Here is a 23744-nt window from a genome sequence, read left to right as displayed (position 1 = left end):
CGCGTGGCGCCGCCGCCCGACGCGCCGGTCAGTGCGGCTTTCGGGCCGCCCGCGCAGCCACCTCGCCGGCGATCAGCAGCGGCAGGGCGTACAGCACCGCGCCCGCCACCGCCATGGCCCACATCCAGGCCGTGAACTCGTCCGCGCTCCACGTGCCGAGCACGGCGGCGACCAGGGGCAGCACGACGATCCCGCCCCCGAACGCGATGTCCAGCGCCAGCCACTCGCTGTTCCGCCCGAGGTGGAGGCCCAGGCAGGCGGCCGGGACGGTGCCGAGGGCGACCGGCCCCAGCAGCAGCCCGACGAGCCCGGTCATCATCCCGAGAAGCATCCCGGCGAGAAGCCCGACGGGAGCTAGGGCCTGTCCGGTCGATCTTGTCGGATCAGCGCGCGGCGTCGGGCGCCCGGCTGGGCGTGCCGGCGAAACGTCCTCGTACTGGGTGTACTTGGATGTTTTGCCGGTGCGTCCAGGCGGGATGATCCGGCGTCGCGCGCCCGGCAAGATCGGCCGGACAGGCCCTAGCGCCAACCAGCCGACCACCAGCCCCCACAGACGCGCCCTTCGCCGCCAGTCGTTCACCGCAGCCGGATCCGCCACCGCTCCCCCCTGATTCCCATGGTTCGCGGCCACATCATGGCACAGATCTGAACGCGTTCAATACCGCTCGCGCCGTTCCACCGACCGGCCGAACGGCCTGGTCGGGCGGGATGAATGTCCCGCCGCCCCCACCGGTCGCGCCTGGAAACGGCCGCACCGCAGGCCATAGGGTCGTTTCCTGCCCGGGCCGGGGAGATTCCCCCGCAGGTCCGGAGAAATCTCCCCGCACTTTTCCGTTATCCGCCGCCCGCCGGTGGATCTCCGATGGTGTGAGGGCACGACGCGAGAACACGAGGACGGACCGGGCTGTGGACAGTGGGCAGGTGGCGACGCTGGTCGGTCGGGCGCAGCACGGCGACCGGCAGGCGGTGGCGGAGCTGGTGGGTGACCACCTGCCGCTGGTGTACAACGTGGTGGGCCGGGCGCTGTCGGGGCATCCGGACACCGACGACGTGGTCCAGGAGACCATGCTGCGGGCGGTGGACGGCCTGCCGGGGCTGCGGGATCCGGCCGGGTTCCGCAGCTGGCTGGTGGCGATCGCGCTGAACCAGGTGCGCCGCCGGTTCCGGGACGAGGGCGACGAGGGCGCGGTGCGCGAGGCGCCGGACGCGGCGGCGGTCGCGGATCCGTCCGCCGATTTCGTCGGGCTGACGATCGTCCGGCTGGGGCTGTCGGAGCAGCGGCGGGAGGTCGCGGAGGCGACGCGCTGGCTGGACGAGGGCGACCGGGACCTGTTGGCGCTGTGGTGGCTGGAGGCGGCGGGCGAGCTGTCCCGGGCGGAGCTGGCGGCGGCGCTGGAGGTGTCGCCGCAGCATGCGGCGGTGCGGGTGCAGCGGATGAAGGGTCAGCTGGAGGCGGCCCGGATGGCGGTGCGGGCGCTGGCCGCAGTGCCGGGGTGCGCGTGGCTGGCGGAGCTGACGGCGGGTTGGGACGGTGTGCCGAGCGCGTTGTGGCGCAAGCGGATCGGCCGTCATGTGCGCGAGTGCGCGGTGTGCGGCGAGCACCGGCGCGGGCTGATGCCGGCCGAGGGGCTGCTGGCGGGCCTGGCGATGGTGCCGCTGCCGGACGGCCTTTGGGCGCTGCCGACGGGTTTGGCGGGCAGCGCGTCCTCGCACCGGCGCGCGCCCGGGAACGAGTCGCAGCGCGGCGGTTCGCACCGGGCCGGGTCCCGGCACGGCCGGCGGGCGGCGGCGCGCCGGGGGCCGGGCCGGGTGGGGTTGCTGGTGGGCGGCGGGGTGGCGGCGGTCGCGGCGGGGCTGTTGGTGGCGGTCGTGCTGCCGGGCTCGTCGCCGACCTCGGACGGTCACCCGGAGGCGCTGCGGCAGCCGGTGGGGGCGGGTGCGGAGCAGGCGGAGGCGCTGGCCGCTCCGGCGGCCGCTTCGGCCCCCGCCTCGCCGTCGGCCTCCGCTTCACCGTCGTCTTCCCCGTTCGCATCGCCCTCGGCGTCGCCGTCCGGCAAGCCGACGGTCTCGGCCCGGCCCTCGTCGCGGGCGCTCGCGCCGTCCACCGGGAAGCGGGCCGGGGATCTCGGGCAGCAGGTGCTGGATCTGGTCAACGCCCAGCGCGCGCAGGCGGGTTGTCCGGCGCTCTCGGCGAACGGGCAGCTGGCGGCGGCGGCGCAGGATCAGTCGGACGACATGGCGGACCGCGAGTTCTTCGACCACACCAACCCGGACGGCGAAGGCCCGCAGCAGCGGATCGACGCCGCCGGCTACGAGTGGAGCGGCTGGGGCGAGAACATCGCGCGCGGGCAGAAGGACCCGGCGGCGGTGATGGCCAGTTGGATGAACAGCCCGGGCCACCGGGCGAACATCCTGAACTGCGAGTTCACCGAGCTGGGCGTGGGGGTGCACCAGGGCGCGGGTGGGCCCTGGTGGACGCAGGATTTCGGTACTCCGAGCTGATGCCTCGCGGCCGTGGGTGCCGCAGCCGTCGCCGTTGACGCTGCGGGCTTGTCCACTGCGGGCGGGTGCGGCCGTCGCCGTTGACGGCCCCCGCGCCGGGCGGGTCGGTCGGCGGCGGGGCCGGTCAGTCGGCGGCGGCGCGGCTGCTCTCGCGGGGGCGCGGGACGGCGTCGGCGGCGTCCGCGGTCAGGGTGCTCTCGGTCATTGCCGCCTCGCGCAGGTCGGCGAGGGCGTCGTCGACCGAGTCGTGGACGTCGAAGATCCGCTGGATGCCGAAGAGTTGGAGGATCTTGCGGGTGTGGGTCTCGGGGCCGGGGAGGACCAGCCGGAGCCGGCCGCCGCGGGAGGACAGCATGCGACGGGTCGCGACCAGGACGGCGAAGCCGGTGGAGTCGCAGAAGTCGACCCGGCTGATGTCCACCACCATGCGCAGACAGCCTTCGGTGACCAGTCGCTGGAGGCGCTCCCGAAGTGCGGAGACTCCACTGATGTCCACCTCGCCGGCGACCTGGACGACCGTCCAGCCGTACCGTTCCCCGTAGCTCACGCTCAGTGCCACTCTGGTGCCTTTCTCCTGGGATCGCTGGGGGTATGCGGCCTCTGCCCGATTCCTGCGGTCCGAACCCTGTTGCAGGTGACGATTTCGCGGCCAGCGGGAGGAATTTCCGCGAAATGTCATGGCCAGGGTCCGTTCGACGATCGAATTCCATGCTCCACCCGACGATCTGCACAGGATTTCCTCCGCTTGGCGGTACCGGGACCGCCGCCCGCCGGTCCGGGCCGGGACGCGCCGGGCGGGGGCCGGTGACAGGCTGGGGAGGAGTGCCCGGCGAAGGGAGACCACCATGATCACCACCGATTTCGTGCCCGGTTCACCGTGCTGGCTCGACCTGGGCACGCCGGACGTGTCCACCGCCGGGGACTTCTACGGGGCGGTTCTGGGCTGGGAGTTCGAGCCGATGGAGGACAGCGGCGGCGCCTTCGGGCTGGCCAAATCGGGCGGTCGGACGGCCGCCGGGATCGGGCTGCTCACCGAGCGGGGCGCCCGCTCGGCGTGGATGGTGTACTTCTTCACCCCGGACGTCCACGAGACCGCCGCGTCCGTCATGCGGGCGGGCGGCACGGTGCGGCTGGAGCCGCAGGACGCGGACGGCTGGGCGTCGGTCGCGCAGTTCAGCGACCCGCAGGGCGGCCAGTTCGCGGCCTGGACGCCGGGCCGGGCGCGCGGCCTGGAGGCGACGGACGACCCGGGCGCGCTGTGCTGGACGGAGCTGTACACCACGAACGCGTCGGCGGCGCTGGCGTTCTACGAGACGGTGTTCGGCTGGCAGCGCCAGGACATGCCGATGCCGGGCGGCGGGGGCATGACCTACACCATCGTCACCCCGGCCGGGCAGCCCGCGGAGCGGATGCACGGCGGCGTGCTGCAGGTGCCGCCGGACCAGCTGGCGGTGTCCCAGGGCGTGCCGTGCTGGCACCCCGTGTTCACGGTCACCGACTGCGACGCGGCCGCCGCCACCGTGCGCGCCAAGGGCGGCGAGGTGCTGACGGGCCCGGTGGACGCGCCCGGCATCGGACGGATGGCGATGTGCGTGGACGGCGCGAGCGCGGACTTCGTGCTGATGACGCCGGCGCCGCGCGCGTCCTGACGGATCGTCAGGCACCGAAAGAGTCCTGACGTAGTCCTGACGTATCGTCAGATTCCCCGAGCCTCGCGCAGGCGGTCCGCAGTGCTGCCTGGGGCGATCAGCGGGGCGGGGTAGTCGGCGGGTCGGTGGCCGGCCTGCCAGGGGCGGTGGATCAACCGGCCTGGCAGCTCGGCGAGTTCGGGGACCCAGCGGCGGACGTACGCGCCCTCCGGGTCGTAACGGTCGGCCTGGGCGATCGGGTTGAGGACCCGGTTGGGGCGGGTGTCGGTGCCGGTACCGGCGACCCACTGCCAGTTCAGCTGGTTGTTGGCCACGTCGCCGTCGACCAGGTGGTCGAGGAAGTGCCGGGCACCGAGCCGCCAGTCCAGGTACAGCGACTTGGCCAGGAAGCTCGCGGTGAGCAGCCTGGCCCGGTTGTGCATCCAGCCGGTCTCGGCGAGCTGCCGCATCCCGGCGTCGATGATCGGGTATCCGGTGCGGCCCTGCCGCCAGGCGGCGAGTTCGGCCTCGTCGGTGCGCCAACTGTCGTTCCGGGCACGGTAGTCGGCGTGCGCGGCGGCCGGCCGGGCGGCCAGCACCTGGTGGTGGAAGTCGCGCCACACCAGCTGCCGGACGAACGCCTCCGCGCCGGGTCCGCCGCGCCGCTCGGCGAGGTGGACGAGTTCGTTCGCGGACAGGCAGCCGAAGTGCAGGTACGGCGAGAGGTGCGAGGTGCCGTCGGCGGCGAGGTCGTCGTGCAGCTGCGCGTACTGCGCGGTGTGCCAGTGCTGCCAGGCGCGGCGGGCGGCGCTCTCGCCGGGCTCGGGGAGGCTGCGGGCGGTGGGCTTGACCACCTCAACTTCGTTGCTTTTCAGCCCTGTTGGAGTGTTGAGGGTGTGCGGCGCGGGCAGCGGGGTGCGGCGGCGGACCTGTTGCCAGGCCCGGTGGTACGGGGTGAACACGGCGTAGTGGTCGCGTCCGGCGGGTGTCACGGCGCCGGGCGGCACGGCCGTCAGCGAGCCGTCGTGCACCCGCAGGCGGTCGCCGAGCGCGTGGCGCAGCCGCTGTTCGCGCCGCCGGGCGTAGCCGCTGACCCCGGCGGCGAGGTGCACGCTCGCCGCGTCGAGTTCGGTGGCCAGTCGGGCGGTCTGCTCGGCGGTGTCGCCCTCGCGCACCAGCAGCCGGCCGCCGGCGCGGCGCAGCGAGGCGTCCAGGTCGGTGAGGCAACCGGCAAGGAACGCGCGGCGGTTGGGCGCGTCGAAGCCGGCGGCGGCGATCGCCGGATCGGTGACGAACAGCGGAACCACCTGGTCGGCGGCGGCGCGGGCGGCGTGCAGGGCGGGGTTGTCGTGCAGGCGCAGGTCCTGGGTGAACAGGACGAGGGCGAGGGTCATTTGGGTGTGCGGCTTTCGTACTCGGGCCCGGGGATTGGGCGTTGGGGTGCGCGGACCGGGGCGGGCCGCGGGGGACGGTCGTCCCGTCCGGTCATCGGCGCGCGCGCCGTTCCGGATGAGCGTTCTGGGGGCGCGGGAACAACTCGGCAGGTGGTCTCGTTCACCCGAGGTCCCCGCTGCCTCGCCGCTCTGGGAGCGTCGTGCCCGAAACCGCGTCCACCGTCCTTCCGTCCCTCACGATGCAGGCCGAACGCCTGATCGAGTTGGGGGTGCCCGAGCTCGCCGGCCTGTCCGCCGCCGAGGTCCGCGCCTTCGCCGAAGCCGCCGAGACCGGCGACGGCGCCCTGCTCGCCGTCCACCCGGACCGCGCACCCGCGTCCGCGCTCACGCCGCTGCTGCGCCGCGACGACCGGCCGGGCTTCGTCGTCGTCGACATGCCGGACGTCGACGACTTCGCCCCGCTCGACACGGTGGCGCTGCCCGACTCTCCCCTCTATCTGCTCACCGGCGTCGACCGGGGCGACCGGATGGCCAACTGGAGCCCGGACGAGGCGCTGCCCGCCCTCACGGACGAGGCCCGTACGCCGCTGCTGCTCACCGAGGGCATCCACTGGGTGCTCCAGCAGCCCGACGCACTGGAACGCAATCGCTGTTTCATGACCATCGGCTCCCGGCTGCGCAAACCGAACGGCACCCTCGACGCCCGCACCCCGGCGATCTGGATCAGCAACGGCACCGGGCGGGACGGCCGCGAGCGCCGCAACGCCCCGAAGGTCGGCTGGTGTTGGGCGGGCAACCGGCACACCTGGCTGGGCTTCGCCTCCGCGACGGGCCGGGGGCGCCAGGGCGGGTAACGTCGGATCCGAACGGTTGCGGGCCCAGACCGGCCCGCGCACCCTCGACGCGGCAGGAGCAGCAGCGTGCACCAGCTCACGTACGGCGACATCAAGGCCGCGGGCGACCGGATCGCCGGACGGGTCCGGCCCGTCGCGGTGGCCCCGCTCGACGTTCCCGGCGTGGGCGGTGAGGTCTGGGCGGCGCTCGAACTCCTGCAGCACACCGGGTCGTTCAAGGCCCGGGGCGCGCAGAACTTCCTGCAGGCGCACCGCGAGGCCGGCACGCTCCCCGACCCGGGCGTGACCATCGCCTCCGGTGGCAACGCGGGCCTGGCGTGTGCCTGGGCGGCGCAGCAACAGGGCGTCCGGGCCACGGTGTTCGTGCCGGAGAACGCCCCCGCGGTGAAGGTGGCCCGGCTGCGCGGCTACGGCGCCGAGGTGCGACAGGTGGGCCGCGAGTACGCGGAGGCGCTGGCGGCCTGCGAGGAGTACGCGGCGGCCTCCGGCGCGCTGGCCGCGCACGCCTACGACCACCCGCTGATCGCGGCCGGCGCGGGCACCCTGCTGGACGAGATCCGCCGTCAACTCCCTTCGCTGGAAACGGTGGTGGTCTCGGTCGGCGGTGGCGGCCTGTTCGCAGGCGTGGCCACGGCGGCCCGCGAGCACGGGGTGCGCACCGTCGCCGTCGAGCCGGAGGGTTCGCAGGCGCTGCACGCCGCGATGGCGGCGGGCCGTCCGGTGGACGTCCCCGTCGACTCGGTCGCCGCCGACGCGCTCGGCGCCCGGCGGGCCTCCGCGACCGCCATGTGGGCCGCCGGGAAGGACGGCGCAAGCACCGCACTCGTCCCCGACAGCGAGATCGTCCGCGCCCGTCAACTCCTCTGGGACGAACACCGGTTGGCCGTCGAGCATGCCGCCTCGACCGCGCTGGCCGCGCTCACCGGCGGCGCGTACCGGCCCGCCGAGGGCGAGCGGGTGTGCGTGGTGCTGTGCGGGGCGAACACCGATCCGGGCACGCTCGGCTGACTCCTTTGGCGTGCTGTCGGACGGCGGCACTACGGTGCCGCCCATGACCTCTCACCACACCCCGGTCGCGGACGACTGGGACCGTCAACTCGCCGACGCCTTCGGGATGATGCTCGGCCGGCCACTGAACGAGTACGACCCGGACGCGGTGTACGTGGCCGGCGTCAGCGGCAATCTGATCCACGAGGTCGAGTTCGACCGGGACGCCGCCTGGGTGCGGCCGCAGGCGCTGAGCGGCGCCGAACCGGTGCACTGGGACTGCTCGTTGTTCGACGACAGTCTCCGCACCCCGGTGTTCGACGCCGCCGGTTCGATCTTCGCGATACCCGCCGACCGCGACTCGCCCGCCCTGCCGGAGCCGTTCGCCTCCGCCGTCGCCGCCGCCTGCTTCGGCGACGGCCTGATCCGCGGCGCCGACCTCGCCCCACTGGTGGCGCAGCACGGCGTCAACCTCGCTGAATTTCCCGGCAGTTGGGTGGTGTTCTTCGCCCGGCTGCGCTCCGACGGCACCCTGCTGGACGCGTTCCGCGCCGCGCTCGACACCGGCCGCACCCCCGAGGACCTGGTGCCGTTCGAGGCCGAGCCCGAGGAGAGCTGGGAGGAGGGCCTCGCCACCATCGAGCACCCCGGCCTGCGCGCCCACCTCGCCTACTTCCTCACCGACGGCGAGGAGGGCCTGATGCCGATACTCGAGGACGCCTCCGCCCGGGGCCTCGACAAGTACGGCTGCGAGCCGGTGGTGGGCTGGGAGGACGGCTTCGGCCAACTCGACCTGACCATCGTCCGCCTGAGCCCCCTGGCCGCCGGCGTCTGACCCCCGCTGGTTCAGCCGCTGTTCCAGTCACTGCTTCGGTCACCGCTTCAGCCGCTGTTTCAGTCACTGCTTCGGTCACTGCTTCAGCCGCTGTTTCAGTGCGCGTCCGCCACCTGCCCGTCCGGCGCCGGGTGGCGGTCGCGGAAGGTGAACGCCTCCGGGCCGCTGCCGTGTTCGCGCAGGTGGGCGATCCGCCCCATCGCCTCGGTGACGCTCGGGTGGTGGCCGGCCGGCACCCACCACAGCGCCTGGAGCGGACGGTCGGCATGCTCGAACCACTCCCGGCGGCGACTCAGCACCCGCAGGTGGTCGCTGCGGAACACGTACTCCCACAGCGCCTCGACCGACTCCCACACCGAGCAGTTGATCAGGACCTGCTCGTCCCTGATCTCCGGGTACGCGGCCTGCGCCCTCGCGTCCGTGGCGTCCACCATCCGCCAGACGAAGCCCGGGCTGCGCTCGGCAAGCGCGTTCATCTCGTCGAGCTGTGCGATGAACTCGGCGACCCGCCGGGAGGTGGGCCGCGCGACGAGGCGGCCGACGTTGATCTGCGCGAGGTGATAGCCAGTCATGGGCCAAGCATGGCGTGGCCCACAATCTAACGTCAACGATTTTTGTTTTTAGACAGGGCGACGCAACATCCGCCCGCGCACGTCTCCATCGCGGGCGTCCACTCCTCCCCCGCCAGACCGTCCAGCAGCGCCAGGTTCATCCCGCACACCAGCCCCGGGAACTCCTGCGCCAACGCGTGGAACGGGCAGTTCCGCAGCCGCAGCACCTCGCCGTCCCAGAACGGCGCGTACCCGCGCGCTCGCAGTACCCCCTCCAGGTCCGCCCCCGTCGCGGCTGCCACTCCTTCGGCCTTCGCCGCCGCCTGCAACTCCCGCTCCAGCCCAGCCCGTTCCACCGTCTCCGCGAGCAACCGCCCCGCCGTGTCGTACGAACGCGGCGGCACCGACACCGCGAACTCCCCCTCCACCCGCCGGTACAGCTTCGCCGGCCGCCCCGCACCCGGCCCCGTCCGCCCCGACAGCCGCCGGTACGACACCACCAACAGCCCCGCCTCGACCAGCTTGTCCAGGTGGAACGCCGCCAACGACCGCGAGATCCCCGCCGCCTCCGCCGCCGCGTCCCGCCCCACCTCCTCCGGCGCCGCCGCCACCAGCCGGTACAGCCGGCGCCGCACCGGATCACCCAGCGCGCCCAGCGCCGCGTACGAGTCGCCCTCGTCCTCAGAAGCCATCCACCGAGTCTATGACCAATGGTCGTGTTCGAAAGAACCCTTCGTGGCGCGAATCCACTGCCCGCACCGACGACGTTGCGCCATGCTCCGGGATTCCCCGCCACCACTATCTACACCTCTGTAGAGTGATCTCCACCGATCGGACTCGAAGGAGGCCCACCGTGCTCCCTCCGCAGCTTCAGACCGACCCCACCTGGTCCCCGCCGGAACCCGAAGTCCGCCCCGCCTACCAACCCGTCGAAGTCCGCCTCGACGACACCGCCACCTGGACCCTCGGCCGCATCAACGCCTGGTGGCACGCCCCGGACGGCACCCCGTGGTGCCGCCTCCGGCTGATCGGCGCGGCAGCGTACTGGTGCCTGTACGACCCGGAGCGGATCCTCGTCCTGCCGACGAACGGGACCTGACGGGCTCACGGGGTCCCGGTAGCCGGTTCTGCGTCAGCCAGCACCAGGTCCACCAGCAGCGGGACGAGTTCGGGGGCGACGGTCGCGAACTCCTCGACCAGCTCGTCCCACGGCGCGAGCGCCCCAACGCTTCGGCGAGCAACAGCCGCCCCTCGGGGGACGGGCCGCGACGGGCCGCGATCATTGCGAGCGCCCGGCCCCGGCTGGTGGGGTCCGTCAGCTCGTCGGCGAGAGCCCTGGCGGCCGACCACTGGCCGTGGCCGGCCAGGCAGGCCGCCAGGTATGGGGTGGTGCGCTCCTTCAGCCCCGGGTAACTCACCTCGGCAGCAGCGCGGCCGCTCGCGTGAAGTCGCCTGCGACCGCAGCCTCGGCAGGCAACCAGGAGATGCGTCGCCTCGTCCGGACGACCGACCGCGCTCAGACCCAGCGCAAAGGAGAAGTGTCGGCGCCGTCCGCTACGTTCCGGACGTCAAACCGGAGCACCCTCGACGGACGGCCCCATGAGCTACCACCTGCACCTTCGCGCCGTCCCACCGGCGGACGTCCGCCCGGACGGGGCCTGGCTGGAGGCCTTCATGTGGGCGTCCTGGGCCGACCACCACAACGAGTGCACCGCAGGGATCGCCGACTCGGTCGAGAAGGACTTCGCCGGCCTCAACCAGCTCTACACCGGCACCCCGGACGGCCCGGAGGACGCCGCGGATCCGAGCGGGCTGCCGATCTACGGCGGTGAACTCGTGTTCCACGGGGACGGTCCCCCGTTCGTGACCCTGCGGCCCGACCGGGTGAGGGAAGCCGCCCTGTTCCTGCGCACCGCCGACTTCGACGTGCTCTGGACTGCCTCCGGCACCGCGCTGCAAGACTGCGGCGACCCGGCCCTCGACCGGGAGAACTACCTGAGCCACCACCACGGGCTCGCCACCTTCTACCGAACGGCCGCCCGATCCGGGAACGCAGTCGTCAAGGCGTTCTGGTTCTGAGTGGCGGGGAGTCGTCCGAGCCCGGGCGCGGAAGCCTCGCATCGCCTCTGCCCCGAAGGCCACTCACACTCGCCGCTCCGATCACCGACCAGCCGAGCCGGACCACCGACGTCCCCGAGCCCAACGGGAAGTGGCCGCCGCCGTCCCGCTCCTCCGCCGACCGCTGTCGGCCAACACCCCGAGGCCCGGCCGCCGTGAAAGCGGCCGGGCCTGACGGGCGGCCGGTCAGCGACGCGTGCCGCAGCTCGGGCAGAAGGCCGAGTTGGCGGGCAGCTCCGCGTGGCACGAGGTGCACTGCGGGGGTTGGGCGAGGCGGAACCCGCAGGACGGGCAGAACGGGGTGCCGTGGGTGTCGGCGCTGCACTGCGGGCAGACGAGTTGGCGGGCGGCGGTGACGTCGAACTGCTGGGCCTGGGACTGGCCGTGCCGGTACGCGTTCTCGACCACGGCGTCGTTGAGGCCGCGCTGCTGGGCGGCGACGGCCTCGGCGGCGGTGTCGGGTGCGCAGTCGAGGCACAGGCCCTGGGCGGCGCTCCAGCAGCGTTCGCAGACGTAGTGGGTGCAGCGGGCGCAGCGGTTGAAGTGCTGCTGTGCGTTGGTGACGGCACGCTCGAAGGCGGTGTCGCGGCCGCTGCCCCAGCTGGCGCCGGCCAGGCCGTCGGCGGCGTTGGTGAGGCCGCTGGAGGCGCTACCGCCGAGCAGGCTCCAGGCGGCGCTGACGCCCTTGTTGATCCAGCTCGCGGCCTGCCCGGTGCGGAAGGGCTCGAACGGTGAGCGCCAGGTGTCGTAGCAGCGCGAGCAGGAGAACTCGAACTGGAATCCCGCGCCGGTTCCGTGCTGCTCGCTCAGGTCGCGGTAGTTGTTGCTGAAGTAGATCTCACTCATGGCCGCCGCCGTTCCCCCACACTTCTCACATGTTCGCCTCAGTCACACAGGCTCCCACACGGTTGCGCGGAGCCGGAACCGTTGCCCGGAAAGGACGTTGATGGTGCGTCAACGACCGAACAGGACTGGTCCCAGCACGGAGGGACGGAACAGCGCGCTCGGCGGTTCCACCATCGACACGACGCGGTGGAAGGTGGCGGAGACGGTGGCGTCGGTGGTGGCGCGGATGAGGACGCGGTCGAGGTAGCGGTGCTGGAGCCGGACGACGGGGCCGCGCTCGCCGCCGATGGTGCCGGCGAAGCGGACGTCCTCGTTGCCGGCGATCACCCAGGGGTGTTTGGTGACGGTGCCGATCGCCCGGCGGGCCTCGCGGACGGTGGCGGTGCCGAGTCCGCCGTGCCGGCGGGCGGCTTCGCGCAGCGCGCGGGCGCCGAGCGCGGCGACGCTGATGCCCTGCCCGTAGACCGGGTTGAAGGTGCAGGAGGCGTCGCCGAGGGCGAGGAAGCCGGACGGGTCGGTGCGCTCGTGGCGCCGCCACACGCTGGGGCCGGGCACGAATCCCCGGGCGGGGCCCACGGGTTCGGCGCCGGCGATGGCCTCGGCGATGGCGGGGTCGCGGAGTTCGCCGAGCTGCTTCTCGAACTCCTGGGGCTGGATGGACGGTTCGAAGCCGCGCATGCCTCCGAGGCTGACGATCCAGCGGTTGCCCTCGACAGGCAGCAGGACGGCGAACCGGCCGTGTTCGGGGGCCCGGGTCTGCACGTCGAGGGCGAGCTGGTCCTCACGCCCGGGCGGGCGGTGGTAGAACCGGCTGGCGTAGGCGACACCGGCGTCGATCCGTTCGACGGGCGTGGTGGGGAAGCCGAGGCCGATCAGCCACCGCCCCGACCGGGTGCCGCGCCCGGCGGCGTCGATCACCAGCTCGGCGGACAGGTCGGTGACGGGAGCGCCCTCGCGGCCGCGTTCGCGCACCTGCACGCCGGTGACGCCCCGCCGGCTGCCGAGCAGGCCGACCACCTCGGTGCCTTCCAGGATCTCGATCGACGGCTCGCCGCGGACCCGGTCCAGCACGGTACGGTCGAGCAGTGGCCGACTGCAGCTGAGGATCGTCACCTCGCTGTCGTAGGCGGCGAGGTGCCCCACCGAGGTGAGCACCCGCAGGCCGCTCGGAATGGACACCAACTGGGCTCCGGCGTCGAGCAGTTCGGCGAGCGCGCCGGGCATCAGCTCGTCGATGGTGCGGTGCCCGGCCTCCAGCAGCAGGTGCCCGTGCCGGGCCTGCGGGACGCCGGCCCGGAAGGCCGCGCCGTCCGGGTAGCGGACCCGTTCGACCACCACCACCCGCCGCGCGACGCCGCGCAGCGCCCACGCGGCCAGACACCCGGCCAGCCCCCCGCCGATCACCACCGCCGTGCCGCGGTCCCCGACCGCCCTGTCCGCAGGACTCATGACCCGTACATTAAGCGACCCGGCGCGCACCGTCACCGGGACGCGCACCCCACCGTCAGCACCCGCCCGAAGCGCACCGCCCGAACTTCGCGGTCAGCGCAGCAGGATCGGGTTGGTCAGCGCCGCCATCCGCCCGTCCGGGTGCCGGACTTCGACCCGCACGAAGGACGTCTCGGCCGCCGACGTACCAACGGCGCTGCGCGGCACGGGAGTTCCACCGACGGGTCAGCCCAGGGCGAACCACGAGAAAGGGGCGTCGTCCAGCGCCTTGCCGAGCAGAAAGGCGTCGTTCGCGGACAGCGGCGGCAGCGCGTCCAGCGGGAACCACTCCACGGCGAGGGATTCGTCGTCGTTGACGTGCGCGATGCCGGTCAGGAACCGGCAGCGGAAGGCGACGTTGAGGAACTGGACCTGGTCGCCGTTGGCGCAGACGGACGCGGGGAGGGTGTGGACGCTGGTGATCCGCTCGGGGCGGACGGTGACGCCGGTCTCCTCCAGGACCTCCCGCACCACCGCGTCGGCGGGCTGCTCGCCGGGTTCCACGATGCCGTGCAGCAGTGCCCAACGTCCACTGTCGGAGCGGCGGTTGAGCAGGATCCGCCCGTCCTCCACCACCACCGCGGTCACGCCGGACAGCCACAGCGGAGCGTGCCCGATGTGCTCACGCAGGTCGAGGATGAACTTCGGGGTCGCCATGCCCCGCACCCTACGCGCGGGAGACAGGACGCGCAGACACGGCACGCCGCCGCCGACCCCCGCGAGGGGGCCGACGGCGGCGCGACCGGTCAGCAACTGCCGTGGCGTCAGGCCAGCGTGGCGAGCGCGTCGTTGAAGGTCTTCGACGGGCGCATCACGGCGGCGGCCTTGGCCGGGTCGGGCTGGTAGTAGCCACCGAGCTCGACGGGCTGGCCCTGGACGGCGATCAGCTCGTCGACGATGGTCTGCTCCTGCTCGGCGAGGGACTGCGCGAGCGGGCCGAACGCGGCGGCGAGCGCGGCGTCCTCGGTCTGGGCGGCCAGCTCCTGGGCCCAGTACAGGGCCAGGTAGAAGTGGCTGCCGCGGTTGTCGATGCCGCCGAGGCGACGCGACGGCGACTTGTCCTCGTTGAGGAAGGTGCCGGTGGCGCGGTCCAGGGTGTCGGCGAGGACCTTGGCGCCGGCGTTGCCGGTGGTGGTGGCCAGGTGCTCGAAGGAGGCGGCCAGCGCGAAGAACTCGCCGAGCGAGTCCCAGCGCAGGTAGTTCTCCTTGACCAGCTGCTGGACGTGCTTCGGGGCGGAGCCGCCGGCGCCGGTCTCGAACAGGCCACCGCCCGCCATCAGCGGGACGACCGACAGCATCTTGGCGCTGGTGCCCAGCTCCAGGATCGGGAACAGGTCGGTCAGGTAGTCGCGCAGCACGTTGCCGGTGACCGAGATGGTGTTCTCGCCGCGGCGGATGCGCTCCAGGGAGTACTTGGTGGCCTCGACCGGAGACATGATCTCGATGGTCAGGCCCTCGGTGTCGTGCTCCGGCAGGTACTTCTTGACCTTCTCGATCAGCACGGCGTCGTGCGCACGGTTCGAGTCCAGCCAGAACACGGCCGGGTCGCCGGTGGCGCGGGCGCGGGTGACGGCCAGCTTGACCCAGTCCTGGATCGGCAGGTCCTTGGCCTGGCAGGCACGGAAGATGTCGCCGGGCTGGACGGCCTGCTCCAGGACGGTCTCGCCATCGGCGTCGACCAGGCGGACGGTGCCGGCGGCGCCGATCTCGAAGGTCTTGTCGTGGCTGCCGTACTCCTCGGCGGCCTGGGCCATCAGGCCGACGTTCGGCACCGAGCCCATGGTGGCCGGGTCGAACGCGCCGTGGGCGCGGCAGTCGTCGATGGTGGCCTGGTAGACGCCCGCGTAGCTGCTGTCGGGCAGAACGGCGAGGGTGTCGGCCTCCTTGCCGTCCGGGCCCCACATGTGGCCGGAGGTGCGGATCATGGCCGGCATCGAGGCGTCCACGATGACGTCGCTGGGGACGTGCAGGTTGGTGATGCCCTTGTCGGAGTCGACCATGGCGAGGGCCGGGCCGTCGGCGAGCTCGGCGTCGAAGGAGGCCTTGATCTCGGCGCCGTTGGCGAGCTTGTCCAGGCCGGCCAGGATGCCGCCGAGGCCGTTGTTCGGGTTCAGACCGGCGGCGGCCAGCTCGGGGCCGAACGCGGCGAAGGTCTTCGGGAAGAAGGCGCGCACCACGTGGCCGAACAGGATCGGGTCGGAGACCTTCATCATGGTGGCCTTGAGGTGCACCGAGAACAGCACGCCCTCGGCCTTGGCGCGGGCGACCTGCGCGGCCAGGAACTCGTTCAGCGCGGCGGCGCGCATCACGGCGGCGTCGACGACCTCGCCGGCCAGCACCGGGACGTTCTCGCGCAGCACGGTGACGGCGCCGTCCTCGGTGACCAGCTCGATGCGCAGCGCGCCGTCCGCGGCGATCACGGCGGACTTCTCGGTGGACGCGAAGTCGTTGGCGCCCATGGTGGCGACGTTGGTCTTGGAGTCGGCCGACCAGGCACCCATGCGGTGCGGGTGGGTCTTGGCGTAGTTCTTCACCGACAGCGGGGCGCGGCGGTCGGAGTTGCCCTCGCGCAGCACCGGGTTGACGGCGGAGCCCTTGACCTTGTCGTACCGGGCGCGGATGTCGCGCTCCTCGTCGGTCTTCGGCTCGTCCGGGTAGTCCGGCAGGGCGTAGCCCTGGGCCTGCAGCTCGGCGATGGCGGCCTTCAGCTGCGGCATGGACGCCGACACGTTCGGCAGCTTGATGATGTTCGCGCCGGGGGTCTTGGCGAGCGCGCCCAGCTCGGCGAGGGCGTCCGCGATGCGCTGGTCCTCCTGGAGGAACTCCGGGAAGACGGCGATGATCCGACCGGCCAGCGAGATGTCACGGGTCTCCACGCTCACACCTGCGGTGGCGGCGTAGGCCTGGACAACCGGCAGGAAGGAGTACGTGGCGAGGGCGGGGGCCTCGTCCGTGTGGGTGTAGATGATGGTCGAGTCAGTCACCGTAGCTCCAGCTTCCACGTCTGCAACGTCTTGACGTCAAGATATCTCGACTCGGGGGCATCTCCGCAACCAACCCCCCACTCGGAGTCCGTCCACCGGTCTCAGTGCGCCTTCGCGCGGGCGGCGATGTTGCGTGCCATTCCACCGAACACCACCGCGTGGAACGGCGCGACCGACCACCAGTACGCCTGGCCGGCCAGGCCGTGCGGGTGGAACAGGGCGCGCTGCCGGTAGCGCGCGCCGTCGCCCTCGGGGGTGACGGTCAGCTCCAGCCAGGCCAGACCGGGCAGCCGCATCTCGGCGCGCAGCCGCAGCAGCCGGCCGGGTTCGATCTCCTCGACCCGCCAGAAGTCCAGTGAATCGCCGACCCGCAGCCGCCCGGGCGAACGGCGTCCGCGCCGCAGCCCGACGCCGCCCGCCAGCCGGTCCAGCGCCCCGCGCACCCACCAGGCCGGCGGGAACGAGTACCAGCCGTGCTCGCCGCCGATCCCCTCCACCACCTGCCACAACGCCTGCGGCGACGCGTCCACGTGCCGCTCCCGGACGTCCTGGTACAGGCTGCCGCCCGCCCAGTCCGGGTCGGTGGGCAGCGGGTCGCTGGGCGCGCCCGGCAGCGAGGCCGAGGACCAGCGGGTGGTGACCTCGTCGTCGCGGATCCGGCGCAGCGCGAGGGTGACGGCCCGGTCGAAGCCGATCGCGCCCCCGGGCGGGTCCGGGATCCACCGGGCGAGATCGTGCTCGCCGCACACCACCTCGTGCCGCAGCGATTCGACCAGCGGCCGGGCCAGCCCACCGGGGACGGGCGTCACCAGGCCGACCCAGAGCGCCGACAGGCCGGGCGTGAGCACCGGCACCGCGACGACGAGCCGGCGCCGCAGGCCCGCCAGCCGGGCGTAGCGCTGCATCATCGCGCGGTACGTGAGCACCTCCGGCCCGCCGATGTCGAACGCCCGGTCGGTGTCCGGCCCGTCCGGCAGCCCGGCCGCGCCGACCAGGTGTCGCAGCACGTCACGCACGGCGATCGGCTGGATCCGGGTGTCCACCCAGCGCGGCGCGACCATCACCGGCAGCCGCTCGGTCAGGTGCCGCAGCATCTCGAACGACGCCGACCCGGAGCCGATCACCACCGCCGCCCGCAGCTCCGTGACGGCCACCCCGCCCTCGCGCAGCGCCCGGCCGGTCGCCGCCCGGGAGCGCAGGTGCGGCGAGAGCTGTCCCTCCGGTACGTCCGGGGGCACCAGTCCGCCCAGGTAGACGATCCGCCGCACCCCGGCCCGCGCCGCCGCGTGCCCGAACGCGCGGGCGGCCGCCCGGTCCCTGGCCTCGAAGCCCGGCCCCGTGCCGAGCGAATGCACCAGGTAGTACGCGACCTCGATGCCGTCCAGCGGCCCGTCGAGCGTCTCGGGCCGGGTGACGTCCCCCGCGACGGCCTCCACCGCGCCGCGCCACGGGTGGTCCCGCAGCCGTGCGGGCTCCCGCACCAGGCAGCGCACCTGGTGGCCGTCCGCCAGCAGTTCGGGCACCAGCCGCCCACCGAGGTACCCCGTCGCCCCCGTCACCAGACACCGCACCTGCCACCGCCTCCTCGCTCGGCCGGGCCGATTCCCGCCCCGGCCCGGTCAGTTCAGCCGATCATCCTCGTCCCGGCCATCGCGGGTCGCCGCGATCCGGGCGCGGCGGTGCGCGGCCACGCGTTCGCGGGTGGCGCAGCGACGGGAGCAGTAACGGCGCTCGAGGCCGCTGCCCTGGGTGAGGTACACGTTCCGGCAGCGCGCCGCGGCGCAGCTCCCGCCGGGCGGGCGGCCGCGTTCCCACAGCAGGACGGCGAGGGCCAGGCAGGACGAGGCGATCAGCCAGTCGTCCCACGGGGCGTCGTCGTCCTGGTCGAGGTGCGGGTGCCAGCCGGTGGCGCCGCCGTGGGTGGTGAGCCGCAGTGGGCCGGTGCGTTCGCGCAGCAGGCGGTTGAGGGCGGCGGCCGCGCGGTCGGTGTCGGGCGCGTCGAACACCTCCCGCAGGCGGGCGGCGGCGGTGCGCAGCGCGTCGACGTCCTCGGCCGCGACGTGGACGGGCTCGGGTTCGCCGTGGGCGCGGAGGATCGCGGCGAGGGCGGCCGGTTCGGGGGCGTGGTCGGCGGCGAAGGCGTTGATGACGGCGGTGGCGCGGGCCGCCGAGGTGAGGACGGACGGTTTCGGTGGCGGTTCGGTGGCGGGGGTGGTCGGCACGTCGGCAATGTAACGCATCTTGTCGAGTTTTCCGTTACCGACGTAGCGTCCGGCGGGTGATCAGGAGTTCTTTCCCCGGACGGTGTCTGGCGGGGGCCGCGTTGGCCCGAACGGGTGACGAGATGTCGGGGCCCGCCCTGCTGCTGGCCGGTTTCGCCGCGGCGGGCTCGGCGGGCGAGGCCTCGGCCCTGCTGGCGGCCCTGACCGCCGCCTCGGCCGTCGGCGGCCCCCTGCTCGGCGTCCACCTGGACCGGGCCCGCCACCCCGGCCGCCTGCTCGCCCGGGCCCTCGCGCTGTACGCCGCCGGCCTGCTCGCCGTCCTCGCCGCCCTGGGCCGGCTCCCGCTGCCCGCGGTCCTTGCGCTGGCCGCCGCCACCGGCCTGCTCGGCCCGGCCCTCTCCGGCGGCTGGACGGCCCAACTCCCCCGGGTGACCCCGCCCGACCGGCTCCCCCGCGCCACCGCCCTCGACGCCATGACCTACGACGCGGCGGCCCTGGCCGGCCCCGCCCTGGCCGGGCTGCTCGCGGTCGCCCTCGACGCGAACGCGGCGGTCCTGCTCGCGGCGGCCCTGATCGCCGCGGCCCTGCCGGCGGCCTGGACGCTCCCCGCCCGCAGCGCCGCCGCCCGGGCAACGGGCTCGGTGCGCTCCGAACTCGCCTCCGGCCTAAGGGTGTTGACGTCCCGTCCGACGCTGGCCCGGGCGACGCTCGTCTCGGTCGGCGCCTGCGCGGGCCAGGGCATGCTGGCCGCCTGCCTGCCGCTGCTCGGCGAACGCGCGCTCGGCGGCGCGAGCCGCGGACCGCTGCTGCTGACCTGCACGGCGGTGGCCGCCCTGCTGGCGAACGCGGCGCTCGCCCGACGCCCCCACCTGCTCCCGCCGGACACGGCCGTCCGCATCGGCGCGCTGCTGCAGGCAGCCGCACTGGCCCTGGCCGCGACCGGCGCGAACGGCCACCCATGGGTGCTGCTCGCGGCAGCCACCCTGGCGGGCCTCGGCGACGGCCCACTGCTGACCGGCCTGTTCGCCGTCCGCCACCGCGAGTCCCCCGCCCACCTGCGCGGCCAGATCTTCACCACCGGCGCCAGCCTCAAAATCACCGCCTTCGCCCTCGGCACCGCCCTGGCCGGCCCGCTCGCCACCCACTCCGTACCCGCCGCCCTCACCCTCGCCGCCACCCTGACAGCCGCCCCGGCGCTGCTCCACCGCCCCAGCCGCGGCCCGGCCTGACACCCCCGTCACGCTCGGTGCGGCGCCGGTCACCCCATGTACCTTTTGCGGCTATTGTGCGGTCTGCCATCCCCCGGTTCGCACTCAGACCAGAGGTGTCCACATGACGTCCGCACCCGACCGTTACCAGGACCTGGCGGCACTGCCGTTCGTCGGCGGCTATCCGACCGAGGAGTCTGCGCAGGCCCTGGAGGACGAACTGTTCTTCCAGCGCGCCGCCCAGGTCTACCTGTGGGCGCTGCCGACGGTGAGCGCGTGCGCGATGCGGGACGGGCTCGGTGCGGTGGTCGGGCGCGGGTACCAGGTGATGGCGGTGTTCGAGAAGCGGCTGAAGCCCCGGACGCTGATCACCACCCCGAACTGCGACGTCATCTACGGCATGGCCTTCGCGGACCTGGGCGTGACCGGCCCGCTCGTCGTCGAGGCCGCGCCCGGGGTTCAGGGGCTGGTGGACGACTTCTGGCACCGCCCGCTCACCGGGCCGGTCATCGACGGGCGGCAGTTCCTCGGCGACATCGGCGTGCCCGGCCCGGACCGGGGCGAGGGCGGCCGCTACCTGATCGTCCCGGACGGTGCCGAGCCGGAGAGCGCGGGCGAGTGGGACGACTTCTTCGTCTACCGCAGCCGCACCGACAACATCTACTTCCTGCTGCGCGGCTTCTTCAGCTCCGTCGACGACCTGTCACCGGGCATCGCGGCCATCGAGGGCATCCGCTTGCGCCCGCTGCACGGCGACGCGGAGCCGATGCACCACGCCCATGCCTCCGACACCCGGGCCGACGCACTCTTCCCCCGGGACGGCACGTTCTTCGACGTGCTCGACGCCTTCGTCCAGGCCGACCGGGTCGACCAGGTCGACCCCTACATGCACGGCGTCCTGGCCTCGCTGGGCATCCGCAAGGGCGGGCTGTTCGCCCCGACGCGGCGTCAGCGCGAACTGCTGGACCTGGCGGCGCGGACGGGCTGGAAGACGGCCAAGACCCTGGCCTCGCGCTACGACCGTGAGCCGGGCGCCCGGTGGTGGGCCGACCGCCAGTGGATCGCCCACGCGAAGACCGCCCAGGACGACTTCTTCCACACCCTGCTGGACGAGGAGTTCCGCGACCGCGCCACCGGGCACACCGACGTGAACGCCAAGGCGCACATGTTCGTCAACCACTACTCGATGAGCACCGGCATGATCACCTCGGTCGTCGGTTCCGGCGCCAAGTACGCGGGCGCCTACCGCGACCACGACGGCGACCTGCTCACCGGCGAACACACCTACCGCATCGACCTGCCCGCCGACCCGCCGGCCCGGCTCTTCTGGTCCCTCACCCTGTACGACGCGGAGACCGCCGCCCAGATCGACGTCCGCGGCCAGACCTTCTCGTCCCTCAACGGCATGGACGACATCGCCCCCAACCCGGACGGGTCGGTCACCCTCCGTATCGGCCCCGAACGCCACCCGGCGGGCGCCCCGAACTGGATCCGCACCGTCCCCGGCCGCGGCTGGTTCGCCGTCATCCGCTGGTACGGCCCGGAACAGGCCTTCTTCGACCGCCGGTACAAGCCCGGCGACTTCGTCAAAGACGCCGGCGACCACAGCAACGCCTGAGCCCCGTCAGCGAGTTACGCGCCCGAGGCGGTCCGGATCGTCCGGCCGGTGACGGTGTCGGGCGTCAGGCGGACCCAGCGGCCGTGCGCGGGGGGCTGGGGGAGCTCGGCGAGCAGGGCGGGGTCGGTGACGTACTCGAGGGGGCCGATGATCAGGACGCTCCAGCCCTCGTGGAGGTCGGCACCGGCGCGGTCCGCCTCGAACGCGGCCTCGCCGCCCGTCTTGGCCTCGCCACCCGCGCCGGGGGCGAGGGCGCCGTCGGGGTTGGTGCGGTAGAGGATCGTCCGGTCGTGCACCAGGTAGCCGACCGGTCGGACCACGGGGCCGTCGGGACCGGTGCGGGCGAGGCGCCCGAGGCCGCCGGTGCCGAGGCGGCTCCAGCATTCGGGGACGGTGAGTTCACCCAGGACGGGGGGTCCGACCAGCGGCGGGCCGTCCGGACGGGGCTCGGTGGCGTGGACGCGTTCCGCGGGGCGGCCGGAGACGAGTTCCTGGTAATCCAGGCCGAGGACCGCGGCCAGCCGGAGCAGTGCGGGCCGGTCGAAGTCGCATCCGAGTTCGAGCACCCGGCGCAGGTAGGCGATCGACATGCCGGCCCTGGTCGCGGCCCGCGCCTCGGTGAGTCCGAGGTCGGCGAGGCGGTCGGCGAAGCGCCGGGCGAGCGGTGTGGCAGGTACGTGTTCGTCGGTCACTTCGGTCACCTCCCTGATGGTGGTGGTAGCTCCATGGTGCGCGCCCGCGCCCGGCTCCGTCAGAGGCCTTGGGCCCGTTTGGGCCCACCGCGGCGCCCGCCTCCGCCGAAGGGACCAACGGCCCACCCGGGCGGGCCCGGCGACCCATGGCGGCCCCCAGGGGGTGGGGGAAGAGTGGTCAACGACTCCCGAGGCGGGCGGCAGGGCCCGCCGGGACTCAAACAGCGAAAGGCATCGCCATGACTCGTCCCGTTCTCGCCGCCGTAGACGCGTCCGTCCGCAGCCGGGCCGCCGCGCACTGGGCCGCCCAGGAGGCCGGCCGGCGAGGGGCGCCGCTGCGCCTGCTGCACGCCTGGCCCTACATGGGCCGGAAGGTCAACGACCTGGTCAAAATGGACGAAGTGGAGATGGGCGCGCAGAACATGCTGGGCGACCTCGTCCAGGAGCTGGCCGCCGCGTACCCGGGGGTGGCGGTCTCCTCGGAGCTGTTGCCGGACTCGGCGATCGACGGCCTGACGGCCGCCGCCGAGCAGGGGCAGCTGCTGGTGATCGGCACCCGGGGCCTGGGCGGGTTCCGCGGCCTGCTGGTCGGCTCGGTGAGCCTGGGTGTGGCCGGCCGGTCGAAGACGCCGGTGGTGATGGTCCGCGAGGGCGGCCCGGCGCCGGAGTCGGACGAGCCGGAGGTGACGGTCGGCTTCGACGCGCTCGAACCGGCGGACGCCGTCCTGGAGTTCGCGTTCGAGGAGGCGCAACTGCGCGGCGCCCGGGTGCGGGTGGTGCACGGCTGGGAGCTGCCGCCGACCTACGGTTACGCGGGCTGGGTCCCGGTGGAGAGCGAGCGCCAGGAGCTCGGTGCGCTGGCCGTTGGCATGGTCTCCGACGCGGTCGCGCCGTGGCGGGAGAAGTACCCGCGCACCCTGGTGCTGGAGGACGTCCGGACCGGCGGCGGCGCGGCCGCGCTGGTGGAGGCGTCGGCGCAGTCGGACCTGGTGGTGGTGGGCCGCCGCACCCGCGCCCTCAACATCGGCCCGAAGCTCGGTTCGGTCGCGCACGCGGTGATCCACCACGCGCAGGCCCCGGTGGCGGTCGTCCCGCACGACTGACACCTCCTCAAGCCCCCGGTCCCTCCCCCGGGCCGGGTCGCCAGGCCGCCCCGTCACCACCCACCGCCTCCGGGTGGCGACGGGGCGGCCGCATGGTTGCGGGCAGTGTCGTACCCGGCGGGCAGGCTGGCCGCCATGGACAACGACGAGTTCTGGCAGCTGATCGACTCCGCCCGGGCGGCGACCACACCGGCCGTGCCGTTCGAGCGGGCGCTGGTGGACGTGCTGGCCGCCCGCCCGGAGGCGGAGATCCTGCGCTTCAAGGTCTGCTTCGTCCGCCTGCACGACGCCCTGTACCGGTGGGACATCTGGGCGGCGGCCTACCTGATCGGCGGCGGCTGCTCGGACGACTCCTTCATGGACTTCCGGGCCGGCGTGATCGCCGAGGGCCGCGCCTGGTACGAGAAGGTGCTCGCCGGGCCGGACGTGATCGCCGAGCACCCGGCGGCGGCCGGCGAGAACCGCTTCGACGCGGAGGACGTGTTCTTCAACGAGGACGTCAACTACGCGGCCTCGCACGCCTTCGAGCGCCGCACCGGCGACCGGGACGCCTTCCACCGGGCCTACGAACTCCACCTCGCCGATCAGGGCATCGACCGCATCAAGGTATTCGCCGAACGGCGCGCGGGCATGGGCGAGTCCTTCGATTTCGACGACGACGCCGAGATGCACCGCCGCCTGCCCCGCCTGGCCGCGCTCTACCTCGTGGATTGA

The 23744-nt window shown here is 73.5% G+C and carries 23 protein-coding genes; 11 read left to right on the top strand and 12 right to left on the bottom strand.

All coding sequences use genetic code 11. The annotated features are described in order from the left end of the window. Positions 1–28: 28 nt before the first annotated feature. Positions 29–319: a hypothetical protein gene (locus tag ACIHEI_RS23195; RefSeq protein WP_396607930.1), complete on the bottom strand. Its 291-nt coding sequence runs from the start codon at positions 317–319 to the stop codon at positions 29–31. 602 nt (positions 320–921) lie between these two features. Here ACIHEI_RS23195 and ACIHEI_RS23190 point away from each other — a divergent pair. Continuing rightward, on the top strand, positions 922–2502 hold the full coding sequence (locus ACIHEI_RS23190) for a sigma-70 family RNA polymerase sigma factor (protein ID WP_396607929.1): 1581 nt from the start codon (positions 922–924) through the stop codon (positions 2500–2502). Between the two features lie 124 nt (positions 2503–2626). On the opposite strand, the gene ACIHEI_RS23185 is transcribed toward ACIHEI_RS23190, so the two are convergent. After that, on the bottom strand, positions 2627–3061 hold the full coding sequence (locus ACIHEI_RS23185; protein ID WP_387642483.1) for an STAS domain-containing protein: 435 nt from the start codon (positions 3059–3061) through the stop codon (positions 2627–2629). A 286-nt stretch (positions 3062–3347) separates the two neighbouring features. On the opposite strand from ACIHEI_RS23185, the gene ACIHEI_RS23180 reads away from it, so the two are divergent. Continuing rightward, complete coding sequence (locus tag ACIHEI_RS23180) at positions 3348–4151, top strand: VOC family protein (protein ID WP_392952650.1); 804 nt, start codon at positions 3348–3350, stop codon at positions 4149–4151. 47 nt (positions 4152–4198) lie between these two features. Here ACIHEI_RS23180 and ACIHEI_RS23175 read toward each other — a convergent pair whose 3' ends face one another. Further along, a complete protein-coding gene (locus ACIHEI_RS23175; RefSeq protein WP_396607928.1) occupies positions 4199–5524 on the bottom strand; it encodes a cryptochrome/photolyase family protein in 1326 nt (441 codons plus the stop codon). 200 nt (positions 5525–5724) lie between these two features. On the opposite strand from ACIHEI_RS23175, the gene ACIHEI_RS23170 reads away from it, so the two are divergent. From ACIHEI_RS23170 to ACIHEI_RS23160, 3 genes are all read left to right on the top strand, one after another. Beyond that, positions 5725–6378 carry a DUF5701 family protein gene (locus ACIHEI_RS23170; protein WP_396607927.1) on the top strand — a complete coding sequence of 218 codons (654 nt, stop codon included), beginning with the start codon at positions 5725–5727 and terminating at the stop codon, positions 6376–6378. Positions 6379–6444: 66 nt separating this feature from the next. Beyond that, positions 6445–7386: a serine/threonine dehydratase gene (locus ACIHEI_RS23165; RefSeq protein WP_396607926.1), complete on the top strand. Its 942-nt coding sequence runs from the start codon at positions 6445–6447 to the stop codon at positions 7384–7386. Positions 7387–7429: 43 nt separating this feature from the next. After that, on the top strand, positions 7430–8200 hold the full coding sequence (locus ACIHEI_RS23160; protein ID WP_396607925.1) for a hypothetical protein: 771 nt from the start codon (positions 7430–7432) through the stop codon (positions 8198–8200). Between the two features lie 95 nt (positions 8201–8295). On the opposite strand, the gene ACIHEI_RS23155 is transcribed toward ACIHEI_RS23160, so the two are convergent. Together ACIHEI_RS23155 and ACIHEI_RS23150 are read right to left on the bottom strand one after the other, a co-directional pair. Continuing rightward, positions 8296–8772 carry a DUF3291 domain-containing protein gene (locus ACIHEI_RS23155; RefSeq protein WP_392952636.1) on the bottom strand — a complete coding sequence of 159 codons (477 nt, stop codon included), beginning with the start codon at positions 8770–8772 and terminating at the stop codon, positions 8296–8298. Between the two features lie 32 nt (positions 8773–8804). Beyond that, the gene (locus ACIHEI_RS23150) at positions 8805–9443 is read right to left on the bottom strand and encodes a helix-turn-helix transcriptional regulator (protein WP_396607924.1); all 639 of its coding nucleotides are present in this window, start codon (positions 9441–9443) and stop codon (positions 8805–8807) included. A gap of 161 nt (positions 9444–9604) precedes the next feature. On the opposite strand from ACIHEI_RS23150, the gene ACIHEI_RS23145 reads away from it, so the two are divergent. Further along, complete coding sequence (locus tag ACIHEI_RS23145) at positions 9605–9850, top strand: hypothetical protein (RefSeq protein ID WP_387642498.1); 246 nt, start codon at positions 9605–9607, stop codon at positions 9848–9850. A 500-nt stretch (positions 9851–10350) separates the two neighbouring features. After that, a complete protein-coding gene (locus ACIHEI_RS23140) occupies positions 10351–10830 on the top strand; it encodes a DUF1877 family protein (RefSeq protein ID WP_396607923.1) in 480 nt (159 codons plus the stop codon). 225 nt (positions 10831–11055) lie between these two features. Here ACIHEI_RS23140 and ACIHEI_RS23135 read toward each other — a convergent pair whose 3' ends face one another. From ACIHEI_RS23135 to ACIHEI_RS23110, 6 genes are all read right to left on the bottom strand, one after another. Further along, positions 11056–11715 (bottom strand): zinc ribbon domain-containing protein, encoded by a 660-nt coding sequence (locus tag ACIHEI_RS23135; protein WP_392952627.1) that lies wholly within the window; start codon positions 11713–11715, stop codon positions 11056–11058. A gap of 108 nt (positions 11716–11823) precedes the next feature. Next, positions 11824–13164 (bottom strand): NAD(P)/FAD-dependent oxidoreductase, encoded by a 1341-nt coding sequence (locus ACIHEI_RS23130; protein WP_396607922.1) that lies wholly within the window; start codon positions 13162–13164, stop codon positions 11824–11826. A 225-nt stretch (positions 13165–13389) separates the two neighbouring features. Next, complete coding sequence (locus ACIHEI_RS23125) at positions 13390–13860, bottom strand: NUDIX domain-containing protein (RefSeq protein ID WP_392952622.1); 471 nt, start codon at positions 13858–13860, stop codon at positions 13390–13392. A 107-nt stretch (positions 13861–13967) separates the two neighbouring features. Beyond that, positions 13968–16187, bottom strand: coding sequence for an NADP-dependent isocitrate dehydrogenase (locus tag ACIHEI_RS23120; RefSeq protein ID WP_396607921.1), 2220 nt, complete (start codon positions 16185–16187; stop codon positions 13968–13970). A 101-nt stretch (positions 16188–16288) separates the two neighbouring features. After that, positions 16289–17758: an SDR family oxidoreductase gene (locus tag ACIHEI_RS23115; RefSeq protein WP_396607920.1), complete on the bottom strand. Its 1470-nt coding sequence runs from the start codon at positions 17756–17758 to the stop codon at positions 16289–16291. A gap of 48 nt (positions 17759–17806) precedes the next feature. Beyond that, positions 17807–18427, bottom strand: a complete 621-nt coding sequence (locus ACIHEI_RS23110; protein WP_396607919.1) for a CGNR zinc finger domain-containing protein — start codon at positions 18425–18427, stop codon at positions 17807–17809. A gap of 38 nt (positions 18428–18465) precedes the next feature. On the opposite strand from ACIHEI_RS23110, the gene ACIHEI_RS23105 reads away from it, so the two are divergent. Together ACIHEI_RS23105 and ACIHEI_RS23100 are read left to right on the top strand one after the other, a co-directional pair. Next, positions 18466–19638 (top strand): MFS transporter, encoded by a 1173-nt coding sequence (locus tag ACIHEI_RS23105; protein ID WP_396607918.1) that lies wholly within the window; start codon positions 18466–18468, stop codon positions 19636–19638. A 103-nt stretch (positions 19639–19741) separates the two neighbouring features. Continuing rightward, positions 19742–21235 (top strand): DUF1214 domain-containing protein, encoded by a 1494-nt coding sequence (locus ACIHEI_RS23100; protein WP_396607917.1) that lies wholly within the window; start codon positions 19742–19744, stop codon positions 21233–21235. Between the two features lie 14 nt (positions 21236–21249). On the opposite strand, the gene ACIHEI_RS23095 is transcribed toward ACIHEI_RS23100, so the two are convergent. Beyond that, positions 21250–21936 (bottom strand): pyridoxamine 5'-phosphate oxidase family protein, encoded by a 687-nt coding sequence (locus tag ACIHEI_RS23095; RefSeq protein ID WP_396607916.1) that lies wholly within the window; start codon positions 21934–21936, stop codon positions 21250–21252. A gap of 230 nt (positions 21937–22166) precedes the next feature. Between ACIHEI_RS23095 and ACIHEI_RS23090 the strand changes: the two genes are divergently transcribed. Beyond that, positions 22167–23030: a universal stress protein gene (locus tag ACIHEI_RS23090; RefSeq protein ID WP_396607915.1), complete on the top strand. Its 864-nt coding sequence runs from the start codon at positions 22167–22169 to the stop codon at positions 23028–23030. Positions 23031–23165: 135 nt separating this feature from the next. Continuing rightward, entirely contained in the window at positions 23166–23744 is a 579-nt protein-coding gene (locus ACIHEI_RS23085; protein WP_396607914.1) for a DUF4240 domain-containing protein, read from the top strand.

Source organism: Kitasatospora sp. NPDC051984, from assembly GCF_044593455.1.
GTDB lineage: Bacteria > Actinomycetota > Actinomycetes > Streptomycetales > Streptomycetaceae > Kitasatospora.
This window is presented reverse-complemented; position numbering and strand designations above follow the sequence as displayed.

Bases quoted from the DNA above. Each gene is read 5' to 3' on its own strand.
- ACIHEI_RS23175 (WP_396607928.1), bottom strand. From the start codon at position 5,524: ATGACCCTCGCCCTCGTCCTGTTCACCCAGGACCTGCGCCTGCACGAC.
- ACIHEI_RS23155 (WP_392952636.1), bottom strand. From the start codon at position 8,772: ATGACTGGCTATCACCTCGCGCAGATCAACGTCGGCCGCCTCGTCGCG.
- ACIHEI_RS23125 (WP_392952622.1), bottom strand. From the start codon at position 13,860: ATGGCGACCCCGAAGTTCATCCTCGACCTGCGTGAGCACATCGGGCAC.
- ACIHEI_RS23135 (WP_392952627.1), bottom strand. From the start codon at position 11,715: ATGAGTGAGATCTACTTCAGCAACAACTACCGCGACCTGAGCGAGCAG.
- ACIHEI_RS23090 (WP_396607915.1), top strand. From the start codon at position 22,167: ATGACTCGTCCCGTTCTCGCCGCCGTAGACGCGTCCGTCCGCAGCCGG.
- ACIHEI_RS23100 (WP_396607917.1), top strand. From the start codon at position 19,742: ATGACGTCCGCACCCGACCGTTACCAGGACCTGGCGGCACTGCCGTTC.
- ACIHEI_RS23150 (WP_396607924.1), bottom strand. From the start codon at position 9,443: ATGGCTTCTGAGGACGAGGGCGACTCGTACGCGGCGCTGGGCGCGCTG.
- ACIHEI_RS23140 (WP_396607923.1), top strand. From the start codon at position 10,351: ATGAGCTACCACCTGCACCTTCGCGCCGTCCCACCGGCGGACGTCCGC.
- ACIHEI_RS23180 (WP_392952650.1), top strand. From the start codon at position 3,348: ATGATCACCACCGATTTCGTGCCCGGTTCACCGTGCTGGCTCGACCTG.
- ACIHEI_RS23160 (WP_396607925.1), top strand. From the start codon at position 7,430: ATGACCTCTCACCACACCCCGGTCGCGGACGACTGGGACCGTCAACTC.
- ACIHEI_RS23110 (WP_396607919.1), bottom strand. From the start codon at position 18,427: ATGCGTTACATTGCCGACGTGCCGACCACCCCCGCCACCGAACCGCCA.
- ACIHEI_RS23195 (WP_396607930.1), bottom strand. From the start codon at position 319: ATGATGACCGGGCTCGTCGGGCTGCTGCTGGGGCCGGTCGCCCTCGGC.
- ACIHEI_RS23085 (WP_396607914.1), top strand. From the start codon at position 23,166: ATGGACAACGACGAGTTCTGGCAGCTGATCGACTCCGCCCGGGCGGCG.
- ACIHEI_RS23130 (WP_396607922.1), bottom strand. From the start codon at position 13,164: ATGAGTCCTGCGGACAGGGCGGTCGGGGACCGCGGCACGGCGGTGGTG.